Raw genomic sequence first — 26,187 nt, forward strand, 5'->3', positions numbered from 1 at the left:
CCGCTGTCATCGTCCGCCTTGTGCGCGATTGCGCACTGGGGCGGACGATCCAGTACGCCGCGGCGGCTCGCTTCTAGCCGCGCTGTCTCGGAGTACTGGATGCCCCGCCTTCGCGGGGCATGACACCGGTGGAAGGTTCCCCCGCCCAACTTTAAGACACCCGCGCCACGTTCCTTAACTCGTTATTTACCGTAACGGACAAAAGTCGGTTTTCGAGGCAGACGACCCGCGCCAAATTCGATTGTCTTTGCAACCGGCACGCGTGGGGAGGCTGGAGGCGCCGGGTGGGGCGCCGGAGTCGGAACCGGACAGAGTCATGAATTCGCGCGTATCGTGGAGTGTGGACGGCATCGATCCATCCGTCAGGGAGCGGGCCGAAGCTGCTGCGCGTCGCGCGGGCATGTCGCTGAACGATTGGCTGAACTCCACGCTCGGCGACACCGCGCCGCCGAACTTTCGCGGCCCTCACGACCAGCGTCCGCAAGCCCCACAAGCCTCCCACGTTCCGAGCCAGGAGAGCCGCGAAGTCGCCGACATCCACCAGCGGCTCGACGCGATCACCCAGCAGATCGAACGGATTTCAAAGCCGGCACCGCGCCAGGATTCCTCACGACCGGACGTCACGCGCGAGCAGGGCGTCGCACGCCAGCTCAACGACGCGATCTCGCGGCTCGATGCGCGGCTGTCGCAGATCTCCCGCCCGCAGCAGCCTCAGGCGCCGCGTCCGGCACCTGCGCCCTCGCCCGTCGAGACGCGCCAGCGCCAGGCCGATGCGGTCGAGCGCGCGGCAGCGCAGGTCTATCGCAACGCCCCACCCTTGAGCCCCGCCTCGTTCGACGTCGCCGTCGCCGAGATCACCGCGCGCCAGAGCGAGCTCGACGGTTTTGCGCCGCGGCAGATGCCGCCGCGCGCCGCGCCGTCGATTGCGCCTTCGGCTGCTCCTTATGCGCCCCCGATGGCGCCGCCCGCGCCTGCCTATGCGCCGCCGCCACCAGCGCCGGGGCCGGACTTCTCCTCGCTCGAGCGCCATCTGCTCAAGATCACGAGCCAGATCGAAGCGCTGCAGCGCCCCGACAATACCGAGCAGGCGATCAACGCCTTCCGCAGCGAGCTCGCCGAGATCCGTACCGCCATCACCGAGGCGATGCCGCGGCGCGCGATCGAATCAATCGAGAACGAGATCCGCTCGCTGCATCGGCGCATCGACGAGACGCGGTCCAACGGCACCGACGGCCAGGTGCTGTCGGGCATCGAGCATGCGCTGTCCGACATCAAGCAGGTGCTGCGCACGCTGACGCCGGCCGAGCAGCTCACCGGCTATGACGAGGCGATCCGCAATCTCGGCGCCAAGCTCGATCTGATCCTGCGCGCCAATGACGATCCCTCGACGGTGCACCAGCTCGAGAGCGCGATCGCGGCGCTGCGCGGCATCGTCTCCAACGTCGCCTCCAACGAAGCGCTGGCCCGCCTGTCCGAAGACGTGCAGCTGCTGTCGTCCAAGGTCGACCAGGTCACCCGCGCCTCCGGCCAGGGCGACAGCTTCGCGGTGCTGGAGCAGCGCATCGCCGCGCTCACCGCGGCGCTGGAAACCCGCGAGCGGCCGCAGCCGTCCGAAAGCACCGAGCATCTGGAAGCCGCGATCCGGGCGCTGTCGGACCGTTTCGACCGCATGCAGGTCGGCAACGATTCCGCCTCGACCTTCGCGCATCTCGAGCAGCGCGTCTCGTACCTGCTGGAACGGATCGAAGCCGCCTCCGACCCGCGCAACGGCAATCTGAGCCGCGTCGAGGACGGGCTGCACGACATCCTCCGGCACCTGGAGCGGCAGCAGGCGACTTATTCCGCGCTGGCCGAGAGCCGCAATTCGGCGCCCGTCGATTCCGGAATGGTCGATCTGGTCAAGCGCGAGCTGTCCGACATCCGCTTCAGCCAGGCCGAGACCAACCGGAGCACCCAGGACTCGCTCGACGCCGTCCACAGCGCGCTCGGCCATGTCGTCGATCGCCTGTCCATGATCGAGGGCGACCTGCGCGCAGTGCGTACGGCGCCGCCGGCCGCCGCGCCGCAGCCGATGGCCGCTCCCATGGCTGCTCACATGGCTGCTCCCATGCCTGCTGCCATGGAGCCCCCGCCTGTCGCGCGCGAGCCGCGGCCGCAAGCACAGCAGCCGAAATACGATCCCAAGCCCGAGCTGCCGAATCCCGCCGCGGCGCAGAGCGCGCAGGCCGCCTTCGCCGCCGCGCCGCGTGAATTCCATGCCGCTGCCCCCGCCGCGCCGCCGCCGGTGCCTCCGGTTCCGCCGCGTGCGATCAGCGAGATCCTGGAGCCGCACACGGCGCCCGCCCGCGCGGCGCTCGCACCGGAATTGCCGCCGGATCATCCGCTCGAGCCGGGGACACGGCCGGGTGGACGCGCCGCCACGCCGTCGGAGCGCATCGCCGCCTCCGAGAGCGCGATCAGCGGCATTCCTGCTGCGGCGAAAGAGCCGGTCTCGTCGTCGAGCTTCATCGCGGCCGCCCGCCGCGCGGCCCAGGCCGCCGCCGCGCAGCCGGAAAAGCCGGCGCGCGGTGCCAAAGCCGGCGCCGATCGCGGCAAGGACAAGGGCAAGGACGGCGGTTCGACCATCAGCTCGAAGATCCGCTCGCTGCTGGTCGGCGCGAGCGTGGTCGTGATCGTGCTCGGCACCTTCAAGATGGCGATGAACCTGCTCGAGGGCAGCCCGACGCCGGCGCCGCAGGCGATGGACAACACCTCCAGCCAGCCCGCGCCGCAGGCCCCGTCGCCACCGCCGGCGATCGAGAACAAGCCCGCGACGCCCGAGCAGGTCACGCCCTCGATGACCTCGCCGACGCCGATCGGCCGGCAATCCCAGAACAATTCCGCGCCGGCGCCCGCTACCAATCCCGGCAACTCGGCCTCGGTCGAAATTCCGGCGGCGCCCGCCGCAGCGGTGCCGCCGGCCGCCAACAGCGACATCACCGGCGCGCTGTCGGGCACGAGCCGCGCCAAGCTCGGCGTCATCCAGGTGCCGCCGAGCGAGAAGCTGCCCGACGGCATCGGCGGCCCCGCCTTGCGCAGCGCCGCGATGAAGGGCGATCCGACCGCGGCCTACGAGATCGGCTTGCGCTTTGCCGAGGGCAAGGGCGTTGCGACCAACTACGACGAAGCCGCCAAATGGTACGACCGCGCCGCACAGGCCGGCGTCGTGCCCGCGACCTTCCGCCTCGGCACGCTCTACGAGAAGGGCCTGGGCGTGAAGAAGGACGCCGACATCGCCCGCCGCTACTACACCCAGGCCGCCGAGCGCGGCAACGCCAAGGCAATGCACAATCTCGCGGTGCTCGATGCCGATGGCGGCGGACGCGGCGCCAATTACAAGAGCGCGGCGCAGTGGTTCCGGAAAGCGGCCGATCGTGGCGTCGCCGATAGCCAGTTCAACCTCGGCATCCTCTACGCCCGCGGCATCGGCGTCGAGCAGAACCTCGCCGAGTCCTACAAATGGTTCAGCCTTGCGGCCGCGCAGGGCGATGCCGACGCCGCCGGCAAGCGCGACGACGTCGCCAAGCGGCTCGATCCGCAATCGCTCGCCGCCGCCAAGCTCGCGATCCAGACTTTCAGCGCCGAGCCGCAGCCGGACGATGCCGTCAATGTCCCGGCCCCGAACGGCGGCTGGGACAGCGCGCCGCAGGCGAGCGCCAAGCCGGCGCCAAAGCCGGTCGCGGCGAAGCGTTCGGCATCCGCGGCGCATTAAAATCTCTCCCCTCATGGTGAGGAGCGCGCCCTTGCGCGCGTCTCGAACCATGCAGGCCCCGCCTCTCGGTCCGGGCCTCGCCCTTCGAGACGCCTGCTACGCAGGCTCCTCAGGGTGAGGAGCAAAAGCGTCGATGCCGCCATCGCCCCCATTCACCACGCCCGAATTCTAGGGTCCCTCCCCGCGCCGAATTCCGCTATTGAGGGGCGCGGCAATCGTTCCGACCGTCCGGCGGGCATTTGCGCAATCGTCCGTCTCGCCGGAGCGTGGTCCTTCGATGCAGCTTTATCTCCCGATCGCCGACCTTCCCGTCAACGTCTTGCTGGTGCTGGCGATGGGGGCCGCGGTCGGCTTCGTCTCGGGCATGTTCGGGATCGGCGGCGGCTTCCTGATGACCCCGCTGCTGATCTTCATCGGCATCACGCCCGCGGTCGCAGTAGCCTCGGTCACCAGCCACATCGCGGCGTCCTCGTTTTCCGGCGCGCTGTCCTATTGGCGGCGGCGCGCGATCGATCCGGCGCTGGCAAGCGTCCTGCTCTGCGGCGGCGTGACCGGCACGGCGCTCGGCGTGTGGACCTTCACCCAGCTGCGTGCGCTCGGCCAGCTCGATCTGATGATCGCACTCTCTTACGTCGTGCTGCTCACCACCGTCGGCAGCCTGATGTTCTCGGAAGGCCTGCGCGCGCTGATGCGGACCCGGCGCGGCGCGCTGCCGCCACGCCGCACGCACAATTGGATCCACGGCCTGCCGCTGAAGATGCGGTTCAAGCGCTCGAAGATCTATCTCTCGATCATCCCGGTGGTGGTGGTCGGCATCGTGATCGGCTTCATCGGCGCCATCATGGGCATCGGCGGCGGCTTCATCCTGGTGCCGATCATGATCTATCTCTTGCGGGTGCCGACCTCGACGGTGATCGGGACCTCGATGGTGCTGACGCTGGTCACCATGCTGTTCGCGACCATGCTGCACGCGGCGACCAATCACCTGGTCGACGCCGTGCTGGCGCTGATCCTCATGATCGGGGGCGTCACCGGTGCGCAGTTCGGGGCCCGCGCCGGGCAGAAGATCCGCGGCGAGCAGCTGCGCCTGCTGCTCGGCCTGCTGATCCTCTCGGTCGGAATCCGCTTCGCGATCGAGCTGGTGATCCAGCCCTCGGACCTCTTCACCATCCGCGAGCTGGGAGTGAGCGGATGATGCGCGCACTCCTCGCATTCGTGCTCGTCCTGTTGCTCGGCGGCGCCGCACGCGCCGAGCGGCTGATCGTGTCGGTCTCCAATCACCGCGTCACGGTGACGCCGAACTATTCCGGCGAGGAGCTGGTGCTGTTCGGCTCGGTGGAGAAGGATGCCACCACGCCTGCCGACCGCACCGCCTACGATCTCGTCGTCACCGTGATGGGCCCGCGCGCCGACATGGTGACGCGGCGGAAAGAACGCACCTTCGGAATCTGGATCAACACCGACTACCGTCAGTTCCTGCAGGTGCCGAGCTATCTGGCGCTGTTCGCCAACCGTCCCTTCGACGGCATCACCTCGCCCGAGATCGCACGGCGGCAGCAGATCGGGCTGAACAACGTGCTGCTGACGCAGCGCGTCAGCGGCGACTTTGCCGACGTGGTGCCGAACGACGCGTTCCGCTCGGCCTTCATCCGCCTGCGTACCCAGCGCGGGCTCTATCGCGAAGACGGAAGCGCCGTCACGTTCCTGACGCCGACCCTGTTCCGCACCGGCATTCCACTGCCGGCGGAGGTGCCGATCGGCACCTATGAGGTGGAGATCAAGCTGTTCGCGAACGGCGCGTTCATCGCCAAGACCGAGACCGCGTTCGAGATCGTCAAGGTCGGCTTCGAGCAGTTCGTCGCCACCACCGCAAGGCACAACGGGTTGCTGTACGGTCTCGCCACCGTGGCGATGGCGCTGATGACGGGATGGATGGCGTCGATCGTGTTCCGGAAGGATTGAGGGGCGCATACTGCCTCGTCGCCGTCATGCCCGGGCTTGTCCCGGGCATCCACGTTCTTGCGCGCGGCAACGAAGACGTGGATGGCCGGGTCAAGCCCGGCCATGACGAAGACTGAGCTCACGCCACCACCTTCGCCGGCCGCGTCACCAGATAGATGCCGAGCGCGACCGGGACGATGCCGAGCAGATCGCGCGCCTCGACGTGCTCGCCGAGGACGAGATACGCGAACAGCATGCCGAGCGGCGGCATCAGGAAATGATAGGCGCTGGCGGCGGTGGCGCCGCACACTTTCAGCAGATGAAACCAGAGCCAGTAGGCCAGGATCGAGCCGCCGAGCACGAGGAAGGCAAAGGCGCCGATCAGGCTCGGCGTGACATCGATGGCGTGGATGTCGGCGAAGGTGAGCGCGACCGGCGTCAGCACGATGCCGGCGACGAGGTTCTGCACGCCGTTGCCGATCCACAACGACCCCTTCGGCGCCAGCAGCTTGAACAGGATGGTGCCGGCGACGATCGAGGCGAGCGAGGCCAGCGTGAAGACGATGCCGTGCAGGCTGTCGGTGCCGACCGACAGGCGGTGCCAGACGATCGCCGTCACGCCGACGACGCCGAGCACGAGGCCGCTTGCCTTGCGCCAGGTCATGCCTTCACCGAGCAGCAGCGCGGCGAGGCCAGCGGTGAATACCGGATTGGCCGAGACGATCAGGCCGCCGAGGCCGGCGGAGACCGATTGCAGGCCGGTGTAGCCGAGACCGAGATAAAGCGCGTTGTTGGCGATGCCGAGCACGGCGAAGATCGCGGCATCGCGCCAGGAGAGTGACCAGGCCTCGCCGCGGATCAGCGTTGCGCCGAGGATCAAGATGCCGGCGAGCGAGAAGCGAGCGGCGAGCAGGATCAGCGGCGGGCAATGGGTGACGCCGATCTTGCCGGCGACGAAGGCGTAGCTCCAGAGCAGGCAGAACAGGCCGATGGCGAGCGGCAACGTGTTGAAGCGGGTGCCTGGGACCGAAATCGAGGGGGCGAGCGACATGAGGGGCATTCTCGGGATGTTCTTGTTCCGGCCCTCGATCTAGGGACGCCGCTTGTCATTTGGAAATTAAATGATTAACTTCAGATCAGTCGATTTTCGAATGGAAGCGGTAATGCTGGATCTCGAGCTGCTGCGCAGCTTCGTCTCGGTGGTCGAGGCCGGCGGCTTCACCCGCGCCGGCGAGCGCGTCCACCGAACACAATCGACCGTCAGCCAGCAGATCAAACGGCTGGAGGACGACATCGGCCAGGTGCTGCTGCATCGCGACGGCAAGAGCGTGCGGCCGACCGAGGCCGGCGAGCGGCTGCTCTCCTATGCGCGCCGTCTGCTCTCGCTGGCCGAGGAGGCGCGCGACGTGCTGCGCCGCCCGGGTGGCGAAGGCGCGGTCCGGCTCGGCATCCCCGAGGATTTCGCGGCGTACCGGCTGACCAAGCTGTTGGGCGCGTTCGCGCGCTCGCATCCCGGCTTGCGGCTCGACGTGCGGGCCGACCAGAGCAAGCACCTGGCGCGCGATCTCGAGCGCGGCGAGCTCGACCTTGCGCTCTACAAGCGCGAGGCCGGCGCGAACGGCGCGATCGCGGTGTGGCCGGAGCGGGTGCACTGGGTCACCAGCAAGAGCCATCCCGTCGACGTCGACGTTCCCTCGGTGCCGTTGATCGGCTTTCCGCTCGGCTGCATCTACCGCGCCGGTGCGATCCATGCGCTGGAAAGCGCCGGCCGGGCCTGGCACACCGCCTATACCTCGTCGAGCCTCGCCGGCATCCAGGCCGCGGTCGCCGCCGGCATGGGGCTGAGCATCCTGTCGGAGATGTCGATCCAGTCCGATCACCGCGTGCTGACGGCGAAGGAAGGTTTTGCACCGATCAACAAGACCGAGGTCGCATTGATGGCTGCGCCGGATGCGAGCCCGGCCACGCTGCGGCTTGCGGATCGTCTCGCCGAATTTTGCGATGCGGTGCAGGCAAAGGCGGCTTGAGCCCGCTTGAGGTCAGGCGCTCAATTCGCCGCCGACAGCAGCTTGTCCCCGCACGCATTCGCGTAGAATTTGCCGCCGCATTGGCGCTTGATCGCAGCGCAGCGAGCCGCGGGCGACGCCTTCTGTGTGGCCATGAAGCCGCAGCTGAGACCATCGGCGCTGCGGCCGGATTTGCCGGCGGCAAACGCCGCGCTGGAGGCGCCGATGCAGACGACGAGCAGGGCTGCAGCGGCGATGTCAATCATCAGTCTCATGATCGTCTCCTCTCCACACTGATGGCTGAATTGTTTCGTAATCTAGCACCGAATCGTAGGTTTCTCCGTGCTCACCCGGGTTCCCAATTCGGCCCGTTCCTTGCATAAATTAGCGCCAGCGCAATGCACGGCCACTGTTCCGGTGCAAGGGCACGACGCGTAGATTGGTAAGAGTTCGACCTAGGAAATGACGGCTTTGCAGGATTCATCGTTCCAACCCAGTTTTCCGGCCCCGGGGCAGCCCATCGACGAACTCGCGCTGGCCGAGATCAAGGGCGCAATCCTGGCGAAGCTGCGGCTTGCCATCGGCAAGGATGCCGGCATGGCAACCAAGCACGACTGGTATCAGGCCGCAGCGCTCGCGCTGCGCGATCGCATCGTGCATCGCTGGCTCACCGCGGAGAAGCACAGCTACGACGCCGGCCGCAAGCGCGTCTATTATCTCTCGCTCGAATTCCTGATCGGCCGCCTGTTCAGCGACGCGCTCAACAACATGGGCCTTTTGAAGATCTTCGAGGTCGCGCTCGGCGATCTCGGCGTCTCGCTGCCGGAGCTGCGCAAATGCGAGCCGGACGCCGCGCTCGGCAATGGCGGCCTGGGCCGCCTCGCCGCCTGCTTCATGGAGAGCATGGCGACGCTGTCGATTCCCGCGATCGGCTACGGCATCCGCTACGATTACGGCCTGTTCCGCCAGATCATCAATCAGGGCTGGCAGCAGGAATATCCGGACGAATGGCTGAGCTTCGGCAACCCCTGGGAATTGCAGCGGCCCGAGGTGATCTACGACATCAATTTCGGCGGCGGCGTCGAGCATGTCGACGACAAGGGCCGCGACCGCGCGATCTGGCATCCCGCCGAGACGGTGCAGGCGATCGCCTATGACACGCCGATCGTCGGCTGGCGCGGCCAGCACGTCAACGCGCTGCGGCTGTGGTCGGCGCGCTCGCCCGATCCGCTCAAGCTGGATGCCTTCAACAAGGGCGACTATGTCAGCGCCAGCGCCGAGCAGTCGCGCGCGGAGGCGATCTGCAAATTCCTCTATCCGAACGACGAGAGCCCGGCGGGCCGCGAGCTGCGGCTGCGCCAGGAATATTTCTTCGTGTCGGCCTCGCTGCAGGACCTGGTGAAGCGGCATCTCGCCTCCGACGGGCAGCTGCGCAGCCTGTCGTCCAAGGTCGCGGTGCAGCTCAACGACACCCATCCGAGCCTTGCCGTCACCGAGCTGATGCGGATCCTGGTCGACCTGCACAATTTCCGCTGGGACGAGGCCTGGAAGATCACCGTCGCCACGCTGTCCTACACCAACCACACGCTGCTGCCGGAGGCGCTGGAGACCTGGCCGGTCGAGCTGTTCGAGCGGCTGCTGCCGCGACACCTCGAGATCATCTACCGCATCAACGTGCAGCACCTGGCGCTCGCCGAGGCGCGCTGCCCCGGCGACATCGACTTCCGCGCCTCGGTCTCGCTGATCGACGAGAAGAGCGGGCGCCGCGTGCGCATGGGCCAGCTCGCCTTCGTCGGCTCGCACCGCATCAACGGCGTCTCGGCGATGCATTCGGACCTGATGCGCGAGACCGTGTTCCACGACCTCAACCATCTCTATCCCGGCCGCATCACCAACAAGACCAACGGCATCACCTTCCGCCGCTGGCTGATGCTGGCCAACCCGAAGCTGACCGACCTGTTGCGCGAGGCCTGCGGCGAGGCCGTGCTCGACGATCCCACCCAGCTTTCGCTGATCGAGGCCCGCGCCAGCGACGTCGAATTCCAGAAGAGGTTCCGCAGCGTCAAGCTTCACAACAAGACCGCGCTGGCGCGCCTGATCGGCGAGCGGCTCGGCATCAAGGTCGATCCGACCGCCTTGTTCGACGTGCAGATCAAGCGCATCCACGAGTACAAGCGCCAGCTCCTCAACGTCATCGAGACGGTCGCGCTGTACCAGGCGATCAAGGACGATCCCAACGGCAATTGGGTGCCGCGGGTGAAGATCTTCGCGGGCAAGGCGGCGGCGAGCTACCGCTACGCCAAGCTGATCATCAAGCTGATCAACGACGTCGCCGAGGTCGTCAACAACGACCCCGCGATCGCCGGCAAGCTCAAGGTCGTGTTCCTGCCCGACTACAATGTCAGCCTGGCCGAAGTGATCATTCCCGCGGCCGACCTCTCCGAGCAGATCTCGACCGCCGGCATGGAAGCCTCAGGCACCGGCAACATGAAGCTGGCACTCAACGGCGCCATCACCATCGGCACGCTCGACGGCGCCAATATCGAGATCCGCGACCATGTCGGCGCCGAGAACATCGCGATCTTCGGCATGGAGGCCGGCGACGTGATGATCCGCCGCAAGCAGGGGCTCGACGCCTCCGACGTGATCCGCAATTCGCCGAAGCTGCAGCGCGCCATCAATGCGATCGGCGGCGGCGAGTTCTCGCCCGGCGATCCCGGCCGCTTCGAATCCATCGCGCACGCGCTGCGCTATCTCGACCATTACATGGTCAGCGCCGATTTCGATTCCTATTACGAGGCGCAGCGCGCGGTCGACGCGCGCTGGCAGGTCTCGCCGGCCTGGACGCGCGCCTCGATCCTCAACGTCGCGCGCATGGCGTGGTTCTCGTCGGACCGCACCATCCGCGAATACGCCGAGGAGATCTGGAACGTGCCGGTGAACCCGACCACGCCGCTGCTGCCGGATCTGCGGAACGTCGCGGGTTGATTTTCCGCGAGATGGAAGCGGAATTACCTGCGAGGTTATTTGCATCTCGCAAGGCGGATGATGATATGACTGCCATCATCCCCAAGACGGAGTCGGTGAACCGACGCCGCCACCTCAAACGCCGTCATTGCGAGCGCAGCGAAGCAATCCAGAATCTTTCCGCGGAGACAGTCTGGATTGCTTCGCTGCGCTCGCAATGACGGGTGGGGCGACACCGAGGACTCCCATGCACGCCAAGCTCCCGCACCCCTTCGACGACGCGACCCGCATCACCGCGGGTGACAGCAGTTGGCAGGGACACACCAGCGACGATTACTGGGCCTTTGTCGGCCCGTTCGGCGGCGCCACGGCCGCGACGATCCTCCGCGCGCTGATCGAGCATCCGCAGGCCGCCGGCGATCCGCTGGCGCTCACCGTCAATTACTGCGCGCCGATCGCCAAGGGCGCGTTCGATCTCGACGTGCGGCTGGTCAAGGCCAACCGCTCCAGCCAGCACTGGTGCGTCGAGCTCAGCCAGGGCGGCGGCGAGGTCGCAACGCTCGCCACGGCCGTGTTCGCCGAGCGGCGGCCGTCCTGGGAGCACCGGGTGGCGCAATATCCTGACGCAAAGCCGTTCGAGGAGACGATGCCGTTTCCGAAGATCGCGGCGTCCTGGGCCAACCAGTACGAATTCCGCTTCGTCGAGGGCGAGATGCGGATCGGCCCGCAGCAGGCCGAGCCCGCCAGCACCTATTCGAAGATCTGGATCAGCGACCGCACGCCGCGCAAGCTCGACATGCTGTCGCTGACGTCGATGTCGGACGCCTTCTTCGGCCGCATCTTCCATGCGCGGCGCGAGCTGGTGCCGTTCGGCACGGTGTCGCTGACGACCTATTTCCACACCGACAGCGCGGAGCTCGCGAGCGAAGACATCACCCGCGTGCTGGCGACGGCGGATTCCAAGATCATGCACAAGAGCTACGCCGACCAGAACGCCGAGCTGTGGTCGCCGAACGGCCGGCTGCTCGCGACCACGACGCAGATCGCGTATTTCAAGGCGTAGCCACGCTGTCGTCCCGGACAAGCGCGCCATAGCGCCGGTGGTGGGGCCAGTGACATGCCCACCAACGAAAAGGGCGGCCTCACGGCCGCCCTTTTGCATTCAAGAAGACGGAGCCTCACTCCGCCGCGAGCTTCACGTCCGGGGCTGCGGCGCGCACGTCGGCGTCGACCTGGGCTTCGAACTTGGCGAAGTTCTTCTGGAACATGCCGACCAGCGCGCGGGCGGTCTTGTCGAACTCGTCCTTGTCCTTCCAGGTGTTGACCGGGTTGAGGATCTCGCTGGGCACGCCGGGCAGCGCGGTCGGGACCGCGAAGCCGAAATATTTGTCGGTGCGGAATTCGACGTTGCGCAAGCTTCCGTCGAGCGCGGCGGTGAGCAGCGCGCGCGTCACCTTGATGGGCATGCGCGAGCCGACGCCATACTTGCCGCCGGTCCAGCCGGTGTTGACCAGCCAGCAATCGACATTGTGCTGGGCGATGAGGTCGCGCAGCATGTTGCCGTAGACGCTGGGGTCGAGCGGCAGGAAGGGCGAGCCGAAGCAGGTCGAGAATTCCGGCTGCGGCTCGTTGCCGAGACCGCGCTCGGTGCCGGCGACCTTGGCGGTGTAGCCAGACAGGAAGTGATACATCGCCTGCGCCGGCGACAGCTTGGCGATCGGCGGCAGCACGCCGAAGGCGTCGGCGGCGAGCATCACAACGTTCTTGGGCTGCGGCGCGCGGCCGGTGCGCGAGGCGTTCGGGATGAAGTCGAGCGGATAGGCCGAGCGCGTGTTCTCGGTCTTGGAGCCGTCGTCGAAATCCACCACGCGGGTGTCCTCGTCGAGCACGCAATTCTCGAGCACCGCGCCGAAGCGGGTCGAGGCCGCAAAGATCTCGGGCTCGGCTTCCTTCGACAGCTTGATGCACTTGGCATAGCAGCCGCCCTCGAAATTGAAGACGCCATTCGGGCCCCAGCCGTGCTCGTCGTCGCCGATCAGGGTGCGGTTGGGATCGGCCGACAGCGTGGTCTTGCCGGTGCCCGACAGGCCGAAGAAGATCGCGGTGTCGCCCTTGGCGCCGACATTGGCCGAGCAGTGCATCGGCATCACGCCGCGCTCGGGCAGGTAATAGTTCAGCGTGGTGAAGACCGACTTCTTCATCTCGCCGGCATAATAAGACCCGCCGATCAGGACGATCTTGCGGGCGAAATCGATCGCGACCACGTTCTCCGAGCGGCAGCCGTGGCGTTTGGGATCGGCGCGGAAGCTCGGCATGTCGATGATGGTGAGCTCCGGCACGAAGGTCGACAGCTCGATCGCCTCGGGGCGAATCAGAAGCGTGCGGATGAACAGCGAGTGCCAGGCGAGCTCGGTGAAGACGCGCGTCTTGATCCGGTAGGCCGGGTCGGCGCCGCCATAGAGGTCCTGCGCGAACAGCTTCTTGCCTTCGGCGTGCTTGAGGAAATCCTGATAGAGCGTCTCGAACTGCTCTGCGGTGATCGACTGGTTGCCGGCCCACCACATCTTCTTGTCGGTGGTGGCGTCACGCACCGTGAACTTGTCCTTCGGGCTGCGCCCGGTGAACTCGCCGGTGTCGGCGCAGAGTGCGCCGTCAGCGGACAGCACCGCCTCGCCGGCCGCGAGCGAGTATTGATAGAGTTGCGGCGCACCAAGATTCCAGTGAACCTGCTTGAGATTCTTTAAGCCGAATTTGTCGGCGCCGAAGGCACCGTTGCGCACGCCCGTCTCTTGCACGAAAAAATCCTCCTAGAACCCGCGACACCTGCGCGACCAAGTTTGGACGCCATCGCAGTCACCGTGATGAATGGGCCATTCGGCCTCGGCTGAACGACCTAATAATCATGAACGCTGGCGTTGCCAAGCTGATCCCGCAGGATTTGGTTTATTCAAGGACCGCGCCAAACGTCGCGCATGTCAGCTCTGAGCAGGGGCAACCAAAAAACACAAATGATCGCGCAACCAAATGCGTGTTTGCGCGTTATGTCAGGTTATTGCGACGCACAATCCCTGAGGAATCGTTTCATTTTACCTCGCCTTCGCCGATCAGTGCGAACGGTCCCCACATGGCTGGGTAGGCGTTGCGCGGCGAAGTGGCGTCGTCGACAAACGTTAACATCGCGCGGCGCAAGGCTTCGGCACGACCGATCTTTGGTTCGTTCTTGAGCAGCTCGAATGTCGAAATGGTCAGGCGGGTGGCGGCCTCCGAATCCACGGCCCAATGCGAGACCAGAAGCGCGCGGGCGCCTGCATAGAAGAACGAGCGCGCCAGGCCCGACAGCGCCTCGGCGCCCGGCTTGTCGCCGGCGATGGTGTTGCAGGCGGACAGCACCACCCAATCGGCGTTGAGCTTGAGCTGAGCCACCTCGCTCGCGGTCAGAAGACCGTCGTCGAGTTCGGACGGCTGATCGGGAATGGACAGCGCAAGCGAGGGCTCGCCCAGTCCCTTGACGTCACCGGCCACGAGACCGTGGGTGGCAAAGTAGATGATGCCGTATTGAGCAAGCGCTGCACGCTTCAGCGTCGTCTCGCTGGCATCGCGTCCGAGATGGATATCGGCTTTGGCCGCGCCGACGTCCCTCGCCACCGCGTTCAGCTCGTCGGCGGTATCGGGCAGTTGCGGCAGCGCCTGCGCCAGCCGCGCGCGATCGACGCCGGCGCCGCGCCAGAAATCGGTGTAGGCGATCGTCGCGATGCTGCGTGCGGCAACCTTGCCGCTGGCCGCGCGACGGTCGGCCGGATCTTCGGCCGCGGGGTTGAAGACGGGATCGCCGAAGCCGGTCATCGGCTTTACGCTCTGATCCTTGCGGGCGAAGGCACGCAGCGATTTCAGGGAGATCACCGACGGCAGCACCAAGACGGCCTGGCGCCGCAGCAGCCAGGCGGCATCGCGATAGCCCTCGAGCCGGTCCGGAATCGCAGCCGGCGGCTTCTCCGTGACCAGCAGATGAAACGGCAACGCCGTCAGCGCCGCCGAGGGCACCACCAGCAAATTGCGCTTGTCCTTCGTCAACGCCTCGACCGGGCCGAGCAGCGCTGCATGGAGCTCATGGGCAAGCGCAAGGTCGAACAGGCCCGACTTGCCGGAGGCATCGCGCGCCTTGCCGACATCCAGCCCCTTGCGGAAGGCGGCCACTTTCTGCGTCACCGTATCCGCGCCGAGCGGGATCTCCTTCCAGTCAGCGCCCTCGCGCGTGATCGCGATGACATGGCTCTGCCTGTCGACGACGGAATAGATCACCATCGCCTCGTCAGCCGACAGCAACGGCTGGATGTCCTTCACTGCCAGCGGCAGCGGATTGGAGAGCGAGGCGTAGTCGGGAAACTCGAGCATGAGGGTCTTCTGCAACGTGCCGCGCTCGCTTCCGATCGCCGCGATCCTCGTGCGGCTGCGCTGCTCGAGCGCGAGGTCGCGCTGAGCGGGCGGCTTCGACACCGCCGCGACGATCGCCTTGTCGAGCGCCTCGGACTCGGCGGCGAGATCCTGATCCTTGCGCACCAGCTCGGCGAGGCGGTCGCTGCCGGCGGCCATCCGCACCGCGAGCTTGTTCACGGCAGCGGCGGCGGAGGATTGCGTGCCGCGCTGAATCGCGGCCAGCGCCTTATCGAGCGCCTTGTCGTCGGGCAGCAGATGCTGCTGCCGCGCGGATAACAAGATCGGCAGCACGATGCGCAGCTGCGCGCGACCGCTGGCAAGCGTCTTGTCCGCGAGCGGCAAAGCATCGGCGGTGCGTCCGAAGACGTAGAGGAAATAAGCAAGATTGCCGGTCGAGATCACGGTGTCCGGATGGTCCGCCCCAAGCGCGCGTTCGCGGATCGCAAGCGCACGTCGATAGAGCGGCTCGGCATCGGCGTAGCGCTGCTGATGCTCGTAGAGGCCGGCGAGATTGTTCAGCGAGCGCGCGACGTCGGGATGATCGGACCCCAGCACCTTCTCGCGGATCGCCAGCGAGCGCTTGATCGGCGCCTCGGCGTCGGCATCGCGGTTGAGGTCGCGATAGACTTGGCCGATGTTGTTCAGGACGGTCGCGACCGCGGGATGCTCGGGACCGCCGACCTTCTGGTAGATCGCGAGCGCCCGCTGAAACAGTGGCTCGGCCTCGGCAAATTGCTCCTGCTTGACGTAGAGCGTGGCGAGGTTGTTCAGGGCCCGGCCGACATCGGGATGCTCGCGCGACAGGCTCTTTTCGCTGACGGCCAGCGCACGCTTGAACAGCGGTTCGGCCTCGGTGAAGCGGGCCCGCCGCTGATAGAGCGCCGCCAGATTGTTCAGCAGCGGCGCGATCTCGGCGCTGCCCTGACCGGTCTCCTTCTCCATCAGCGCAATGGCGCGCTTGTAGAGCGGCTCGGCCTGATCGTCGTGGCCCTGGTCGGCGTGGATCTGCCCGAAATTGTTGAGCGCCGCGGCGAGGTCGCGGTTGTTGCCGGTCTTCTCGAGCGAGGCCACCATGGCCTGCGCCAGCGGCAGCGCCTCGGAATATTTGCCGGCGCTCCGGAGCGCATTGATGCGCGCGCTCTGCGATGACAGATCACCCTTCTGGGCAAGACCGGGCGAGGCCAACGACGTGGCGATCGCGAGCGCCAGACCCGCAGCCAATGCAAAACGACGACGCGTCATCAACCTTCTCGCTGCGAGCCACGAAGCCTTATCGTCTTGGGTCGCAGCGACGGGTCGCGGCGTTCAAATCGTTGCGTTCCAGGGGGGGTACTCATAATTCGGCGCTTGCTTTGGGCGCTTTCGGTGTCCGCTCCCCGTCAACAACGGCACAATGCCGCCATCAGGTATTAGAAAAATACCAGGAGAGGGAATGCTGACCGCGTCGCGTTGGCCGAGGGAAACCCTGACGCCGGCCGCCAGGAACAACATCGGCGGCACGAAACTGCAGACGGCCGCCCTTGCCGGCTGCTCCTTCTATCAAGTCGACCCGCAGCATCTCCTGACCCGTCTCCGTCACGCCGGTGATGCTCGTCCGGCAAATCATGGCCTAGGAAGGTTGAAAGCACAGTTTACGCCAGCCGGAGAATCTGAGCTGCCCGAGCTGACGCTCGCCACGCGCTTCGATCATCGCTTCCGGAGACTTTGTAGCCGGAGCCTGGCTTGCCGGATTCGCTTTCTGTCCTCTGGCGCTCCCGCCCGCGTCTGCCGCCAGAGCGATACCTACCAGCAGCAATATCCGAGACGCAGTCCATCGTGAGCGACGACGAGCCATGATTGATCTCCGCGGAGCAGACCGCGCGCGGGGAGATCGATTGCGGAGCGCGCAAATCCCGGACGGATGGGAACAACAACCAGATTGCCTCGCCGCGCGAACCAGAATGCGGCGTCCCGGAATTCGACCAGCGGGAAGAAGCTCCGCTCGGTCGCATCCAGCGACTCTCCGTGGTTCATGACGACGAGGGGGAGGGACCTGCGATGATGGGCCGGAACTCGTACGCGAGAATGGGGATCGGCGTCGAAAGCAGTATCAGCTTCTCTTCCACCCGCGGCATCGAGTCATCGGCAGCACGGCTCGATGCGGCGGCGAGGACGAGCATGCAGACAGCCAGGAGCAACCTGCTCGCCGTCGATGGATCGCGCAACATCGCTGGCGAATTCTGTCTCACAAGAGCTGCTCGTGCACCATTCATCGGTTCGGCTCGGTAACATGGAATCTCTCGGCGCATTGTTCACGGGCGAACAATTCGTCCGGGAAATGCATGGTAAAGGAGCGTGCCTCGCGGTCCGGGAAATCTTCGGACGCGCGACTCGAAGCGCGGTGGCAACAAATACGGGGCCTGAAGATGAAGAACAGTGCGGAGCGCGTCACCACACTCAGGCATCGCGCCCTCGGCCGCGGCCTGCTGCTGGCCGCGTCCTTGTTCGCGCTGGCCGCGCGCGCGGGCGAATTGAAGCTCATGGCGGCCAATCCCGCGATTCAGAAGGAACAGGCGCGGATCGTGGCCGCCGAGGCCAAGGCTCCGTCCAACCCGCTGCGGGAGGCCTATTTCGGCGAAACGCATGTCCACACGGCCTATTCGCTGGACGCCTATCTCGGCGGCGCGCGGCTGACGCCGGATGGGGCATACCGCTTCGCCCAGGGCGAGAAGATGACGGTCAACGGGCAGGTGCATCGCATCGTCGAGCCGCTCGATTTCGCGGCGGTGACCGACCACGCGGAATATCTCGGCGAGATGTATTCGACCATGGTGGACGGCGCGCCGGGACACGATCAGGATAAGCTGAAGGAGCTTCGGTCGATGACCTCGATCGAGGACCGTGAGACCTGGTTCCTCAATTTCGTCGTGAAGAGCAATCGGTCCGATACGCCGCAGCACCCGCCGTTCTTCGCGGGTCCCGAGACCACGAAGAGCGCTTGGGTCATCGAGCTCGAGGCCACCGAGCGGAACTATCATCCGGGCAAGTTCACGACGATCCCCGCGTTCGAATGGAGCGCAGCGCCCAAGGGCGGCAATCTGCATCGCAACGTGTTCTTTCGGGACATCCGCGTTCCCGAGATTCCCATGAGCTACGTCGAGATCAATCGCGAGGACGGGCTTTGGGCCTGGATGGGCGGCCTGGAAAAGATCGGCGCCTCCGTCATCGCGATCCCGCACAATTCGAACGCCAGCAAGGGCATGATGTTCGACCCGCTCGATCCGCAGGGCAGGCCGATCGATGCGGCCTATGCGAAGACGCGGGCCCATTTCGAGCCGCTGATCGAGATGATGCAGGTGAAGGGCAATTCGGAGGTTCACCGGAATTTCTGGGCTGCCGACGAATTCGCGAATTTTGAGAACGCGGACTCGATGGCGAACTACAGCGGGCGCGTGGCCAAGAAGGAAAATTTCGTTCGCTATGGGCTTGTCAAAGGGCTCGAATACGAGCGCACGATGGGCGCCAATCCCTACAAATATGGCGTCGTCGGCGGCACCGACAGCCACAACGGCACGCCCGGCGATACCGACGAAAGCAATTTCAAGGTCGGCAGCCACGGCGCCGCCGACAGCACGGTCGAGCGGCGCCGGACCGCGGAGGTCGGCGGCTGGATCGGCGGCATCGACCTCAATCCCGGAGCGCTTGCCGGCGTCTGGGCGACCAGCAACACGCGCGGCGCCATCTGGGACGCGATGAAGGCAAAAGAAACGTTTGCCACCAGCGGCGTCCGCATCAAGGTCCGAATGTTCGCGGGTTTCGATCTTCCCGGGCCGGACGCCAATCCGAAAGCCATGGTCGAGAACGGCTACAGGCTGGGCGTGCCGATGGGCGGAACCCTGCCGGCGGCCGCACCCGGCGAAAAGCGGCCGCTACGCTTCAACGTGACGGCGATGAAGGGTCCGAAGGACGCCAATCTCGATCGCATCCAGATCATCAAGGGCTGGATCGATGCAGACGGCACGCCGCAGGAGAAGATCGTCAACATCGCGTGGTCGGGCGATCGCAAGATCGGGCCGGACGGCAAGCTGCCGCCGGTGGCCAATACCGTGGATCTGAAGACGGCAACCTACAGCAATTCGGCCGGCAGCCCCCAATTGACCGGGAGCTGGGTGGACGACGAATTCGAACCCACCCAGTACGCGCTCTATTACGCCCGCGTGTTGCAGATCCCGACACCGCGCTGGAGCACCTATGACGCCGTGCGCGCCAAGCTGCCGCTGCTCGACGGCGTGGCGGCCACGGTTCAGGAGCGGGCCTGGACGTCGCCGATCTGGTACACGGCCGCCAAGTAGGTCTCATCGGATCGCGAAACCGCGGGCAGATCAGCGCCTCTTATTGACGCCCGGCTCGGGCAGGCGTGCTTATTTCCTTATACCGTAGATATTCGGAACGCCAGTGATCGAGCGCCGGCATTTCTCCGTCCTGGTCGGCGAGCAGCAGGCGCAAAATCGTTCGGAAGGGAATGCTTCGATTGCCGAGCAACGCGGTGTTGTCGTTTTCGGCACCGTGATCGGTATAGGTTCCGCTAAAGCCGATGGTGGCGACTTTTCGCGCGAAGGGCCGTGTCGCCAGATCCAGCGTGTGCTCTTGCGAGGTGACTTCGCCTTTCCACTTGCCGTCGCAACAGATGTAGCTGCCGGTGAAGTAGAAGAACGAGTCGCCGCCGCGGATCGTGCCGTCGCGCAGCACCAGGACGCCATTGCCTCCGCCTTGAACGCCGTCCAGCAACTCGACGGTCAGCGCGTACAGACCGTTTCTGATCATGATGGCGTCCCTCCGGTTCATAACGTGAAGTACAGATAGTTGGTCCAGCTCGTGCGACCTTCGCCGTCGGCGGCGGCCAAGTGGCGCTGCTCAAGCTGCCGTTGGTCTACGTCGAAATTGCCGTGGCCGTAGGTGCCGCCGTTCGCGCCCGGCTCGATTTCAACCAGCAACAAAGGCGTCGCCAGGAGCGCTCGGATCAGAATGCCTGAGGCCTTCATTTGCACTCCCATCCACTTTGCGACCGCGCGAGGGGATTTGCGGCACTCAGCCGCGCACGCATCGCACTCGCTGGGTAGATCAAAGGTCACCGATCCACGAAGAGTAACAGGCGACGAAAGCGACATTGATCACGGGCGATCATTTGAAGACCAAATGTCGCAGGCAATCCAAGTTCACGTTTCATTGCGCCCGGAGCGGCCACGGATGTCGGCTGGCAGATTGGGGTGACCAATCGCTAGATTGCGAAGCTGGTGACCCTCGTCACGAACCAGACCATCGATATGATGCCGATCAGATAAGCAGCGGCCAGGCGCGCCGGCACGACCGGCCATGTGGTGACGAGCGCCGTCGCCGCTCTGACCGCGATCAGGATCGCGGCCACGAATAGAAGCTGGCCGGCCTCGACGCCCACATTGAACATGAGGAGAGCCAGCGGGACATCCAGCTGCGGCAATCCCGTCTCCTTGAGCGCGCCGGCGAAGCCGAAGCCGTGAAGAAGACCGAAGGCGAAGGCCACCACCCATGGATAGGCTTGCGAAAGCCGCCGCTCGCCTGCCTTTATCTTGATGAGCTCACTCGCGACGAAGGCGATGCTGAGCGCGATGGCGGCTTCGACGGGCTTTTGCGGCAGGCTGAAAAAGCCGAGCGTCGCTCCGGCCAGCGTGATGCTGTGCGCGATCGTGAAGGCGGTGATCGTCTTCGCCAGCATCCAGGGGTCACGGATCAGCAGCATCAGCGCCAGCACGAAGAGCAGATGATCGAAGCCCGTGAGAATATGGTCGATCCCCAGCAGCAGATAGGTCTTCGCGACCTCCAGCCTGCTTTGGGCGCCCACGACGAGGAGGATCGGGGAGTCTGGGGTAATCCGGGCGACTTCCGTCGTGCCGTCGCGGTACTCAATTCGCGCCAGCGCGTCGGTCACACCTGACTTCAGGCCGTCAACGGAAATCTCCCGGCCCTTCAATCCACCGGCGCAAACTACGCTCGATCGTTCAAAAAAGGACCCCGCCTGAATGGTCCTGACCGGCTCCGCCTTGGGGCGGCACGATGCCGGCAGGCGAACGTAGATGCCCAGCCGTAAATCGCCGAGCGCCGGCACTTTCCACACGACCGCGAATTCGTCGGCTGCCATTTCCCGGATGTCGAGAAAAGCGGGCCGCAGCTCGTCGGCCGCGGCGAGATGGACCGCGAACAATTGCGCGAGAAGAAGAAAAATGCCGGCGAGACGGGTCATGGGCCGTTCGCCAGCCGGGGCTTCTGCTCCGTCGTGATCCGGTAGCGCGTCAGCAACGCGGCCAGGCGTTGCTCCTCGATCGCCTTTCGTTTGTCGTTCGTCCACTCGCGTTCGACCGCATTGCGAACCTCGTCGAGAGCGGGCGTGCGCCCCGCCTGACGCTCCGCGATGCGGACAAGATGCAGCCCGAAGTCCGACTCGACCGGTCCGGTCCACTCGCCTGTCGCGATCTTGTCGAGGACGTCGGCGAACGCGGGACCAAACGTCTGGCTGATCGACGCCTTGCCGGTGAGCTCGAGCTTGCGCGGAAGCAGCGTGGCGTCTCCAAGCTCGCCGGGATCGATCGATGATTTAGTGCGCAGGATCTGAAGGACGGACGCGGCGTCCTGCTCGATCTTCTCGCCGTGCCGGTCCGGGCTCAGCAACACTTGTTCGAAAGCGTAAGCGGGATCGATCTCGAATTTTTCGGGATTGCTCTTCAGGTAGTTTTCGAGCTCGGCGTCGGCCGGATTCAAGGTCGCGGTATCGGCGTTGTTCAAGAACTCCATCTTGAGGCGGAGGCGGCGGCGAATGATCGCGTCGTCCTTGTCGAGGTCAAGCGCGAGTGCCTCGCGGACGAAAATCTCCTCCTTCACGTAGTCGTCGATCAGGTTCTTCAGCTCGGCGGGTGTCGGCGGCCGCTGCCAGATCGCGGCGAACTGGGCGGCAAGCCGATCAATCCGGGACTCCGTGATGACGATCTCGTCAGGCTTGCCCGCCTCGAAACGATTGAAGGCGCCGTAAGCAGCGAACACGGCGACAGCCAGCGCCAGAAAATGCAGCAGGGGCTCTTTGAGCAGACGTTTCACCATGGCTGCGGCGCCCCGTTTACGATGGCGTGTACCAGACAGGCGAAGTCCAGGCGCGCTCCTGATGCTTCATCGGCACCTCCGGCGGCATCTTGATGCCGAAGCGGAACGCATCATAGGCGGTCCAGCGGGGCGTCGGGATCTCGATGACGCGCGCATAGTAGAACGCCCGCACCGATCGGTCGAAATCCGGGTCCTTCCAGACCCCGACGAGCTCGGAGGCGCCGATGGTGTTGGTCCAGGTGGCGTGCGCCACGTCCACGGTGTCGCCGACTGGCGGCAGCTTGCCGTCCTTCCCGAGCTTGCGGCGCTGAGCATCGCTCCACACCACGTTGTAGATTTTTTCCTGCGGCTTGCCGGCCTTGTCGAGCCAGCCCTTGACGATCTGGATGCGGTCAAGGTTGCCGCCCAAGGCGTCCTTCATTGCCGCGACGAGGAAGGAGGGGGCCTTGCCCGCCACCGGCAGTTTTGGCAGGTCAGCGCCCATCGGCACGCCCTTGCCATAACCGGTCTCGGCAACGTAGCGCGAGCGCGCGTCGTCGGCCGTGAAGTCCCAGCCGGCGAACAGGCGAACCGTCATGCGGGTGCCCGAGGTCGCGTAGACCTCCTTGCGCTTCATCGCGTCCCACAGCGCTTCGCGGGTGTTCTCGGAGGCCCACACCGCTGCGTAGCCGGCCGCCGTGTAGTGCCACGTATATCGCGTCTTGCCGAATCCCTGTTTGGAGACGTGTTCCCAGCGGATCGGGCTCGGCTCCTGGTTGACGTGCTTGCCGTAGAAATTGTCCTCCTCGATCGCGGTCAGCGAGTTGTGCACGTCGGTACCGCCGATGAAGCCGAACTTGAACGGGTTGGTCCCGAGGTTTTGCTCCTGCATCAGGCCCTGGAGCAATCCCCAGCGGAGATAATTGGTCGGCATCATTTCGCGGGACAGCGGTTTGTCCTCGAGCGTGAGGTTGCCGTATTCCCAGCCGGCAATGCCGAAATCCGCGAATTCGTCGTTGGGGGACAGCGCGGGATGCGTCTCGCTGCCGCCCTTGGTCTGCATCATTTCCTGCAGCACTTCCCAACGGGAACGTCGCTCGGCGTAGTTTTTCGAGAGCGGCTTGCCGGCGAAGTCCATTAGTTCGAACATGCGGCCATTGGAAAGGTTCGCATTGTGGGGGATGGCGAGCAGCTTGCCGCCGGTCTTTTGTTCGTACTTCTCCATCCATTCCCAGAGTTTTTCCGGGTCTTCGCTTTGCCACGCCGAAAACGGCAAGATCTGATCGGCCCTGTCCTTGTTGTCGCGGAACAGGACATTGCGATGCAAATTGTTGCCGCCGGGAACCGAGGTCCATTCGAAGCCGATCATCGCCGTGAACTTTCCCGGCTCGTTGAACTTCTCCGCGGTCGCCGTGTATTCCTGCCAGACCGACTTCATGATCGGACCGACGATTTTCGGGTCCTTTATCGGAGGCGGAAGCTTGTTGTTGGCTTGTGCCGAAACAAGCTCGTTCATCGCGTCCTGCTGCTCCTTTCCCCCACTCTTCAGCGCCTTGCCCCAGCGCGTTAGAGTTGCATCCGAGGCGAACGCCGGGTTGCCATTGGCGACCTGAAACATGAGGCCGAGCCCTTCCGCGTGGTCCGAGACGACCAGGAAGTCGAGCGGGCGGGAGAGCTTCGCCGGCACGCCGCTTGAGGAGACGACCTCTTCGCCGCGGGCGAAACGGTAGGCCTGATCCGGGGTCAGCTTGTTGCCACCCATGAACGCGTCGCCTGAATTGGCGGTGTGGTGATGCGTGTCGCCGAAGAACACCCGGGTCGGATATTTGCGGCCGGCATAGGGCGAGTAGCGCTTCTTTGCCTCGACGCCAGCCGGCGTTTCCGGCCTGGTGTCCCGGGCAATGCCGTCGTCCGGATCGAACGCGCCCTTGACCGATACATCATCGGCGGCGGCCCCAGGCGTTGCCGATTGTGCGCTAGCGTTTCCGGGTACGGCAACGGCGAGCGCAAGTCCGGCAATCACAATCGAAGCAGAAGAGGTATTCCGTGCTTGCTTCATCATGATGCCTGACCTCTTTCTCGCTTGTTTGGAATGAGCGCGGGCTACGCTGACGAGGCTTGGCGCAGGCCAAGTTCCATCCGTTTGTGGTCGAAATGGAACGATCCATATAGGCAGCGCACCACAAGACCACATGTGCGATCTTGATCTCGGTCAACCCGTGTATTCCGCTCCCAGCATAGCAATAAAGCCTGATCGAGATTGATCGCCGGCGACCTATTGGAGCCAGGATGCTCAGCAAGGAAACATCCTCCGAAATCGTCAGCCGCAAGGGATGGCTCCGCAATACGCCGCCGTCGTTTCGGAGCGCGGTCTTGAAGCGCTGCCTGGTGAAGCACTTTGGCGCCGGCGCTCCGATTTATGCGATCGGCGATGAGCCCGGTGGTCTCTATGGACTTGTCGAAGGAGGTCTCGGCGTTTCGATCGCGCCCGGGGAGGTGGGGCCGTATACCGCGCATTTTGCGATGCCCGGCGCCTGGTTCGGGGAAGGTTCGGTCTTTACGCGTCAGCCCCGAAAAGTTGGCCTGACCGCGACTAGGCCAACCACGCTGCTGCATCTGCCAGTGCACGGCGTCGACGAGATTGTCTGCGACGACCCAGATGCCTGGCGGTTATTCGGCCTCCTGGCGCTCGATCATCTCGATCTGGCCATGGGGGGCTCGGACGACCTGATGATACGCAATCATGTCAAGCGCTTCGTGGCTGTGCTGCTCCGCCTCGGGGACTGCCGCGTCGCAACTCCGGCAAACGACCAGCCGATCGAGGTGGACCTCAATCATGAAGACATCGCCTATATGGCCAATGTCGCCCGGACCACGGCCGGTGCCATCCTGCGCCGGCTCGAGGCCGATGGGCACGTGACACTGTCGTACCGCTGCGTCGGCATCCTTGCGCCAGACACGCTACGCAAGATGCTGCGCGATTGAGCATGGCTCGATCGGATCGACCCTAGCAACGTCCGTTCGGGGTCATCAGCGGTCATGCTCTACCCGATCAGAAAACTTCCGCTCGGCGCTCAGAGCCGGCCTCGATTTTACGAGTACACGCACTAAAGCATGATCCGGAAAAGTGCGCAGCGGTTTTCCGAAAAGATCGCATCGCGCTTTAGTCGGCCGCCTTGCTGCGCGCTTCGCCAGCGAGGCGCACGAGCATCTTGCGCAGCGACGTGCCGTCGGTCACCCGCTCCGGGAAGTCCAGCCGCAGCGCGATCTGGCCGTCCTGCAGGTCGAGGCCTTCCGGATCGCAGCCGGTGCAGCGCCAATCACCCGCGCCGGCACCCAGCAGCTTGGTCGCATAGAGGCCCATGGTCTCCCGATGGTCGGCGTTCATATGCGCGACGGCGCCCTCCTCCGCCGCCAGCAGATCCTCGGCCCCGGTGAGATCCGTGAGGAACCGCTCGGGCTGGAGATCGACGATCCGGCCGAAACCGGCGACCAGATGGGTTCCCGTGGGGCGGATCCGGAAGAAGGAGAAATCCTTAAAGGAAACAAAGCTTTCCGCCGACGGATGGGCATTGAGATACCGCCGCTGGAGCAGGTCCTTTTCGGCCTCGGCCTGCTCCGCCCGGCCGGACAGCATGATCCGGGCGCCTTCCAGCGGATCGCCTTCCGCCCGCTCGTCCAGCATCAGCGAGACTCGGCTGTCGGAAAGGATATTCCTTGTATGCACGGCAAGGCCGGAGATCAGCAGAATGGGCGAGCCATCGGGATGGCTGGCCAGATTGACCAGGGAACAATAGGGATCGCCGCTGCCGGCCATGAGGGTTGCCAGCGCCCCCTGGCGCGATCGTCGCAGCAGGGATTTGGCGAGCTTTGCGGGGTCGAAATCAGGGGTCGGTTGCATCGGCTTTCTCGGCTCAGGTGGTTGCAAGGGAGGCCTTTTTTCGGGTAAACGGGGGCCTGGTTATGGGTCGACATGCGGCGAATCTGCCGTGTTTCGTGGAA

General features: G+C 65.1%; 21 protein-coding genes. 11 read left to right on the plus strand and 10 right to left on the minus strand.

Features of this window, described 5'->3' with window-relative positions; translation table 11 throughout:
- Nucleotides 1–316: 316 nt before the first annotated feature.
- From WI560_RS29745 to WI560_RS29755, 3 genes are all read left to right on the plus strand, one after another.
- Nucleotides 317–3,751, plus strand: a complete 3,435-nt coding sequence (locus WI560_RS29745) for a hypothetical protein (RefSeq protein ID WP_375306013.1) — start codon at nucleotides 317–319, stop codon at nucleotides 3,749–3,751.
- Nucleotides 3,752–4,028: 277 nt separating this feature from the next.
- Nucleotides 4,029–4,946 (plus strand): sulfite exporter TauE/SafE family protein, encoded by a 918-nt coding sequence (locus WI560_RS29750; RefSeq protein ID WP_375306014.1) that lies wholly within the window; start codon nucleotides 4,029–4,031, stop codon nucleotides 4,944–4,946.
- Nucleotides 4,943–5,713 carry a TIGR02186 family protein gene (locus tag WI560_RS29755; protein WP_375306015.1) on the plus strand — a complete coding sequence of 257 codons (771 nt, stop codon included), beginning with the start codon at nucleotides 4,943–4,945 and terminating at the stop codon, nucleotides 5,711–5,713. Before WI560_RS29750 ends, WI560_RS29755 begins: the two co-directional genes overlap by 4 nt.
- 118 nt (nucleotides 5,714–5,831) lie before the next feature.
- Here the strand turns inward: WI560_RS29755 and WI560_RS29760 are convergent, their stop codons facing one another.
- A complete protein-coding gene (locus WI560_RS29760) occupies nucleotides 5,832–6,743 on the minus strand; it encodes a DMT family transporter (RefSeq protein WP_375306016.1) in 912 nt (303 codons plus the stop codon).
- 112 nt (nucleotides 6,744–6,855) lie between these two features.
- On the opposite strand from WI560_RS29760, the gene WI560_RS29765 reads away from it, so the two are divergent.
- On the plus strand, nucleotides 6,856–7,719 hold the full coding sequence (locus WI560_RS29765; RefSeq protein WP_257178691.1) for a LysR family transcriptional regulator: 864 nt from the start codon (nucleotides 6,856–6,858) through the stop codon (nucleotides 7,717–7,719).
- 20 nt (nucleotides 7,720–7,739) lie between these two features.
- Here the strand turns inward: WI560_RS29765 and WI560_RS29770 are convergent, their stop codons facing one another.
- Entirely contained in the window at nucleotides 7,740–7,973 is a 234-nt protein-coding gene (locus tag WI560_RS29770) for a hypothetical protein (RefSeq protein WP_375306017.1), read from the minus strand.
- Between the two features lie 187 nt (nucleotides 7,974–8,160).
- Between WI560_RS29770 and WI560_RS29775 the strand changes: the two genes are divergently transcribed.
- The 3 genes from WI560_RS29775 to WI560_RS29785 all read left to right on the plus strand — a co-directional run bounded on the left by WI560_RS29775 (nucleotide 8,161) and on the right by WI560_RS29785 (nucleotide 11,728).
- Nucleotides 8,161–10,686: a glycogen/starch/alpha-glucan phosphorylase gene (locus WI560_RS29775; protein ID WP_375306018.1), complete on the plus strand. Its 2,526-nt coding sequence runs from the start codon at nucleotides 8,161–8,163 to the stop codon at nucleotides 10,684–10,686.
- Between the two features lie 65 nt (nucleotides 10,687–10,751).
- A complete protein-coding gene (locus tag WI560_RS29780; protein ID WP_375306019.1) occupies nucleotides 10,752–10,886 on the plus strand; it encodes a hypothetical protein in 135 nt (44 codons plus the stop codon).
- 26 nt (nucleotides 10,887–10,912) lie between these two features.
- Nucleotides 10,913–11,728, plus strand: a complete 816-nt coding sequence (locus WI560_RS29785) for an acyl-CoA thioesterase (protein WP_375306020.1) — start codon at nucleotides 10,913–10,915, stop codon at nucleotides 11,726–11,728.
- A 115-nt stretch (nucleotides 11,729–11,843) separates the two neighbouring features.
- Here the strand turns inward: WI560_RS29785 and WI560_RS29790 are convergent, their stop codons facing one another.
- Entirely contained in the window at nucleotides 11,844–13,460 is a 1,617-nt protein-coding gene (locus WI560_RS29790) for a phosphoenolpyruvate carboxykinase (protein WP_028134019.1), read from the minus strand.
- Nucleotides 13,461–13,746: 286 nt separating this feature from the next.
- The gene (locus WI560_RS29795) at nucleotides 13,747–16,341 is read right to left on the minus strand and encodes a tetratricopeptide repeat protein (RefSeq protein ID WP_375306021.1); all 2,595 of its coding nucleotides are present in this window, start codon (nucleotides 16,339–16,341) and stop codon (nucleotides 13,747–13,749) included.
- A gap of 190 nt (nucleotides 16,342–16,531) precedes the next feature.
- Between WI560_RS29795 and WI560_RS29800 the strand changes: the two genes are divergently transcribed.
- From WI560_RS29800 to WI560_RS29810, 3 genes are all read left to right on the plus strand, one after another.
- On the plus strand, nucleotides 16,532–16,918 hold the full coding sequence (locus tag WI560_RS29800) for a hypothetical protein (RefSeq protein ID WP_375306022.1): 387 nt from the start codon (nucleotides 16,532–16,534) through the stop codon (nucleotides 16,916–16,918).
- A gap of 17 nt (nucleotides 16,919–16,935) precedes the next feature.
- Nucleotides 16,936–17,367, plus strand: a complete 432-nt coding sequence (locus tag WI560_RS29805; RefSeq protein WP_375306023.1) for a hypothetical protein — start codon at nucleotides 16,936–16,938, stop codon at nucleotides 17,365–17,367.
- Nucleotides 17,368–17,504: 137 nt separating this feature from the next.
- Nucleotides 17,505–19,430, plus strand: a complete 1,926-nt coding sequence (locus WI560_RS29810; protein WP_375306024.1) for a DUF3604 domain-containing protein — start codon at nucleotides 17,505–17,507, stop codon at nucleotides 19,428–19,430.
- Nucleotides 19,431–19,470: 40 nt separating this feature from the next.
- Here WI560_RS29810 and WI560_RS29815 read toward each other — a convergent pair whose 3' ends face one another.
- The 5 genes from WI560_RS29815 to WI560_RS29835 form a co-directional block, all read right to left on the minus strand.
- Nucleotides 19,471–19,902, minus strand: a complete 432-nt coding sequence (locus tag WI560_RS29815) for a hypothetical protein (protein ID WP_375306025.1) — start codon at nucleotides 19,900–19,902, stop codon at nucleotides 19,471–19,473.
- A 17-nt stretch (nucleotides 19,903–19,919) separates the two neighbouring features.
- Entirely contained in the window at nucleotides 19,920–20,120 is a 201-nt protein-coding gene (locus tag WI560_RS29820; RefSeq protein ID WP_375306026.1) for a hypothetical protein, read from the minus strand.
- A 236-nt stretch (nucleotides 20,121–20,356) separates the two neighbouring features.
- Nucleotides 20,357–21,355, minus strand: coding sequence for a HupE/UreJ family protein (locus tag WI560_RS29825; protein WP_375306027.1), 999 nt, complete (start codon nucleotides 21,353–21,355; stop codon nucleotides 20,357–20,359).
- Entirely contained in the window at nucleotides 21,352–22,206 is an 855-nt protein-coding gene (locus WI560_RS29830; protein WP_375306028.1) for a peptidyl-prolyl cis-trans isomerase, read from the minus strand. Before WI560_RS29830 ends, WI560_RS29825 begins: the two co-directional genes overlap by 4 nt.
- A gap of 16 nt (nucleotides 22,207–22,222) precedes the next feature.
- Nucleotides 22,223–24,247 carry a DUF3604 domain-containing protein gene (locus tag WI560_RS29835; RefSeq protein WP_375306029.1) on the minus strand — a complete coding sequence of 675 codons (2,025 nt, stop codon included), beginning with the start codon at nucleotides 24,245–24,247 and terminating at the stop codon, nucleotides 22,223–22,225.
- A 227-nt stretch (nucleotides 24,248–24,474) separates the two neighbouring features.
- Between WI560_RS29835 and WI560_RS29840 the strand changes: the two genes are divergently transcribed.
- A complete protein-coding gene (locus tag WI560_RS29840; RefSeq protein WP_375306030.1) occupies nucleotides 24,475–25,170 on the plus strand; it encodes a Crp/Fnr family transcriptional regulator in 696 nt (231 codons plus the stop codon).
- Nucleotides 25,171–25,348: 178 nt separating this feature from the next.
- Here the strand turns inward: WI560_RS29840 and WI560_RS29845 are convergent, their stop codons facing one another.
- Entirely contained in the window at nucleotides 25,349–26,086 is a 738-nt protein-coding gene (locus tag WI560_RS29845; protein WP_375306031.1) for a HugZ family protein, read from the minus strand.
- Between the last annotated feature and the right edge of the window lie 101 nt (nucleotides 26,087–26,187).

The organism is Bradyrhizobium sp. A11 (assembly GCF_042077125.1).
Classification (GTDB): domain Bacteria; phylum Pseudomonadota; class Alphaproteobacteria; order Rhizobiales; family Xanthobacteraceae; genus Bradyrhizobium; species Bradyrhizobium japonicum_B.

Excerpts from the sequence above, each read along its gene's own strand:
- WI560_RS29845 (WP_375306031.1), bottom strand. The coding sequence starts at position 26,086 with ATGCAACCGACCCCTGATTTCGACCCCGCAAAGCTCGCCAAATCCCTG.
- WI560_RS29760 (WP_375306016.1), bottom strand. The coding sequence starts at position 6,743 with ATGTCGCTCGCCCCCTCGATTTCGGTCCCAGGCACCCGCTTCAACACG.
- WI560_RS29755 (WP_375306015.1), top strand. The coding sequence starts at position 4,943 with ATGATGCGCGCACTCCTCGCATTCGTGCTCGTCCTGTTGCTCGGCGGC.
- WI560_RS29770 (WP_375306017.1), bottom strand. The coding sequence starts at position 7,973 with ATGAGACTGATGATTGACATCGCCGCTGCAGCCCTGCTCGTCGTCTGC.
- WI560_RS29810 (WP_375306024.1), top strand. The coding sequence starts at position 17,505 with ATGAAGAACAGTGCGGAGCGCGTCACCACACTCAGGCATCGCGCCCTC.
- WI560_RS29745 (WP_375306013.1), top strand. The coding sequence starts at position 317 with ATGAATTCGCGCGTATCGTGGAGTGTGGACGGCATCGATCCATCCGTC.
- WI560_RS29840 (WP_375306030.1), top strand. The coding sequence starts at position 24,475 with ATGCTCAGCAAGGAAACATCCTCCGAAATCGTCAGCCGCAAGGGATGG.
- WI560_RS29820 (WP_375306026.1), bottom strand. The coding sequence starts at position 20,120 with ATGAAGGCCTCAGGCATTCTGATCCGAGCGCTCCTGGCGACGCCTTTG.
- WI560_RS29795 (WP_375306021.1), bottom strand. The coding sequence starts at position 16,341 with ATGACGCGTCGTCGTTTTGCATTGGCTGCGGGTCTGGCGCTCGCGATC.
- WI560_RS29775 (WP_375306018.1), top strand. The coding sequence starts at position 8,161 with ATGACGGCTTTGCAGGATTCATCGTTCCAACCCAGTTTTCCGGCCCCG.
- WI560_RS29835 (WP_375306029.1), bottom strand. The coding sequence starts at position 24,247 with ATGATGAAGCAAGCACGGAATACCTCTTCTGCTTCGATTGTGATTGCC.
- WI560_RS29750 (WP_375306014.1), top strand. The coding sequence starts at position 4,029 with ATGCAGCTTTATCTCCCGATCGCCGACCTTCCCGTCAACGTCTTGCTG.
- WI560_RS29815 (WP_375306025.1), bottom strand. The coding sequence starts at position 19,902 with ATGATCAGAAACGGTCTGTACGCGCTGACCGTCGAGTTGCTGGACGGC.
- WI560_RS29830 (WP_375306028.1), bottom strand. The coding sequence starts at position 22,206 with ATGGTGAAACGTCTGCTCAAAGAGCCCCTGCTGCATTTTCTGGCGCTG.
- WI560_RS29785 (WP_375306020.1), top strand. The coding sequence starts at position 10,913 with ATGCACGCCAAGCTCCCGCACCCCTTCGACGACGCGACCCGCATCACC.
- WI560_RS29800 (WP_375306022.1), top strand. The coding sequence starts at position 16,532 with ATGCTGACCGCGTCGCGTTGGCCGAGGGAAACCCTGACGCCGGCCGCC.
- WI560_RS29825 (WP_375306027.1), bottom strand. The coding sequence starts at position 21,355 with ATGACCCGTCTCGCCGGCATTTTTCTTCTTCTCGCGCAATTGTTCGCG.
- WI560_RS29765 (WP_257178691.1), top strand. The coding sequence starts at position 6,856 with ATGCTGGATCTCGAGCTGCTGCGCAGCTTCGTCTCGGTGGTCGAGGCC.
- WI560_RS29780 (WP_375306019.1), top strand. The coding sequence starts at position 10,752 with ATGACTGCCATCATCCCCAAGACGGAGTCGGTGAACCGACGCCGCCAC.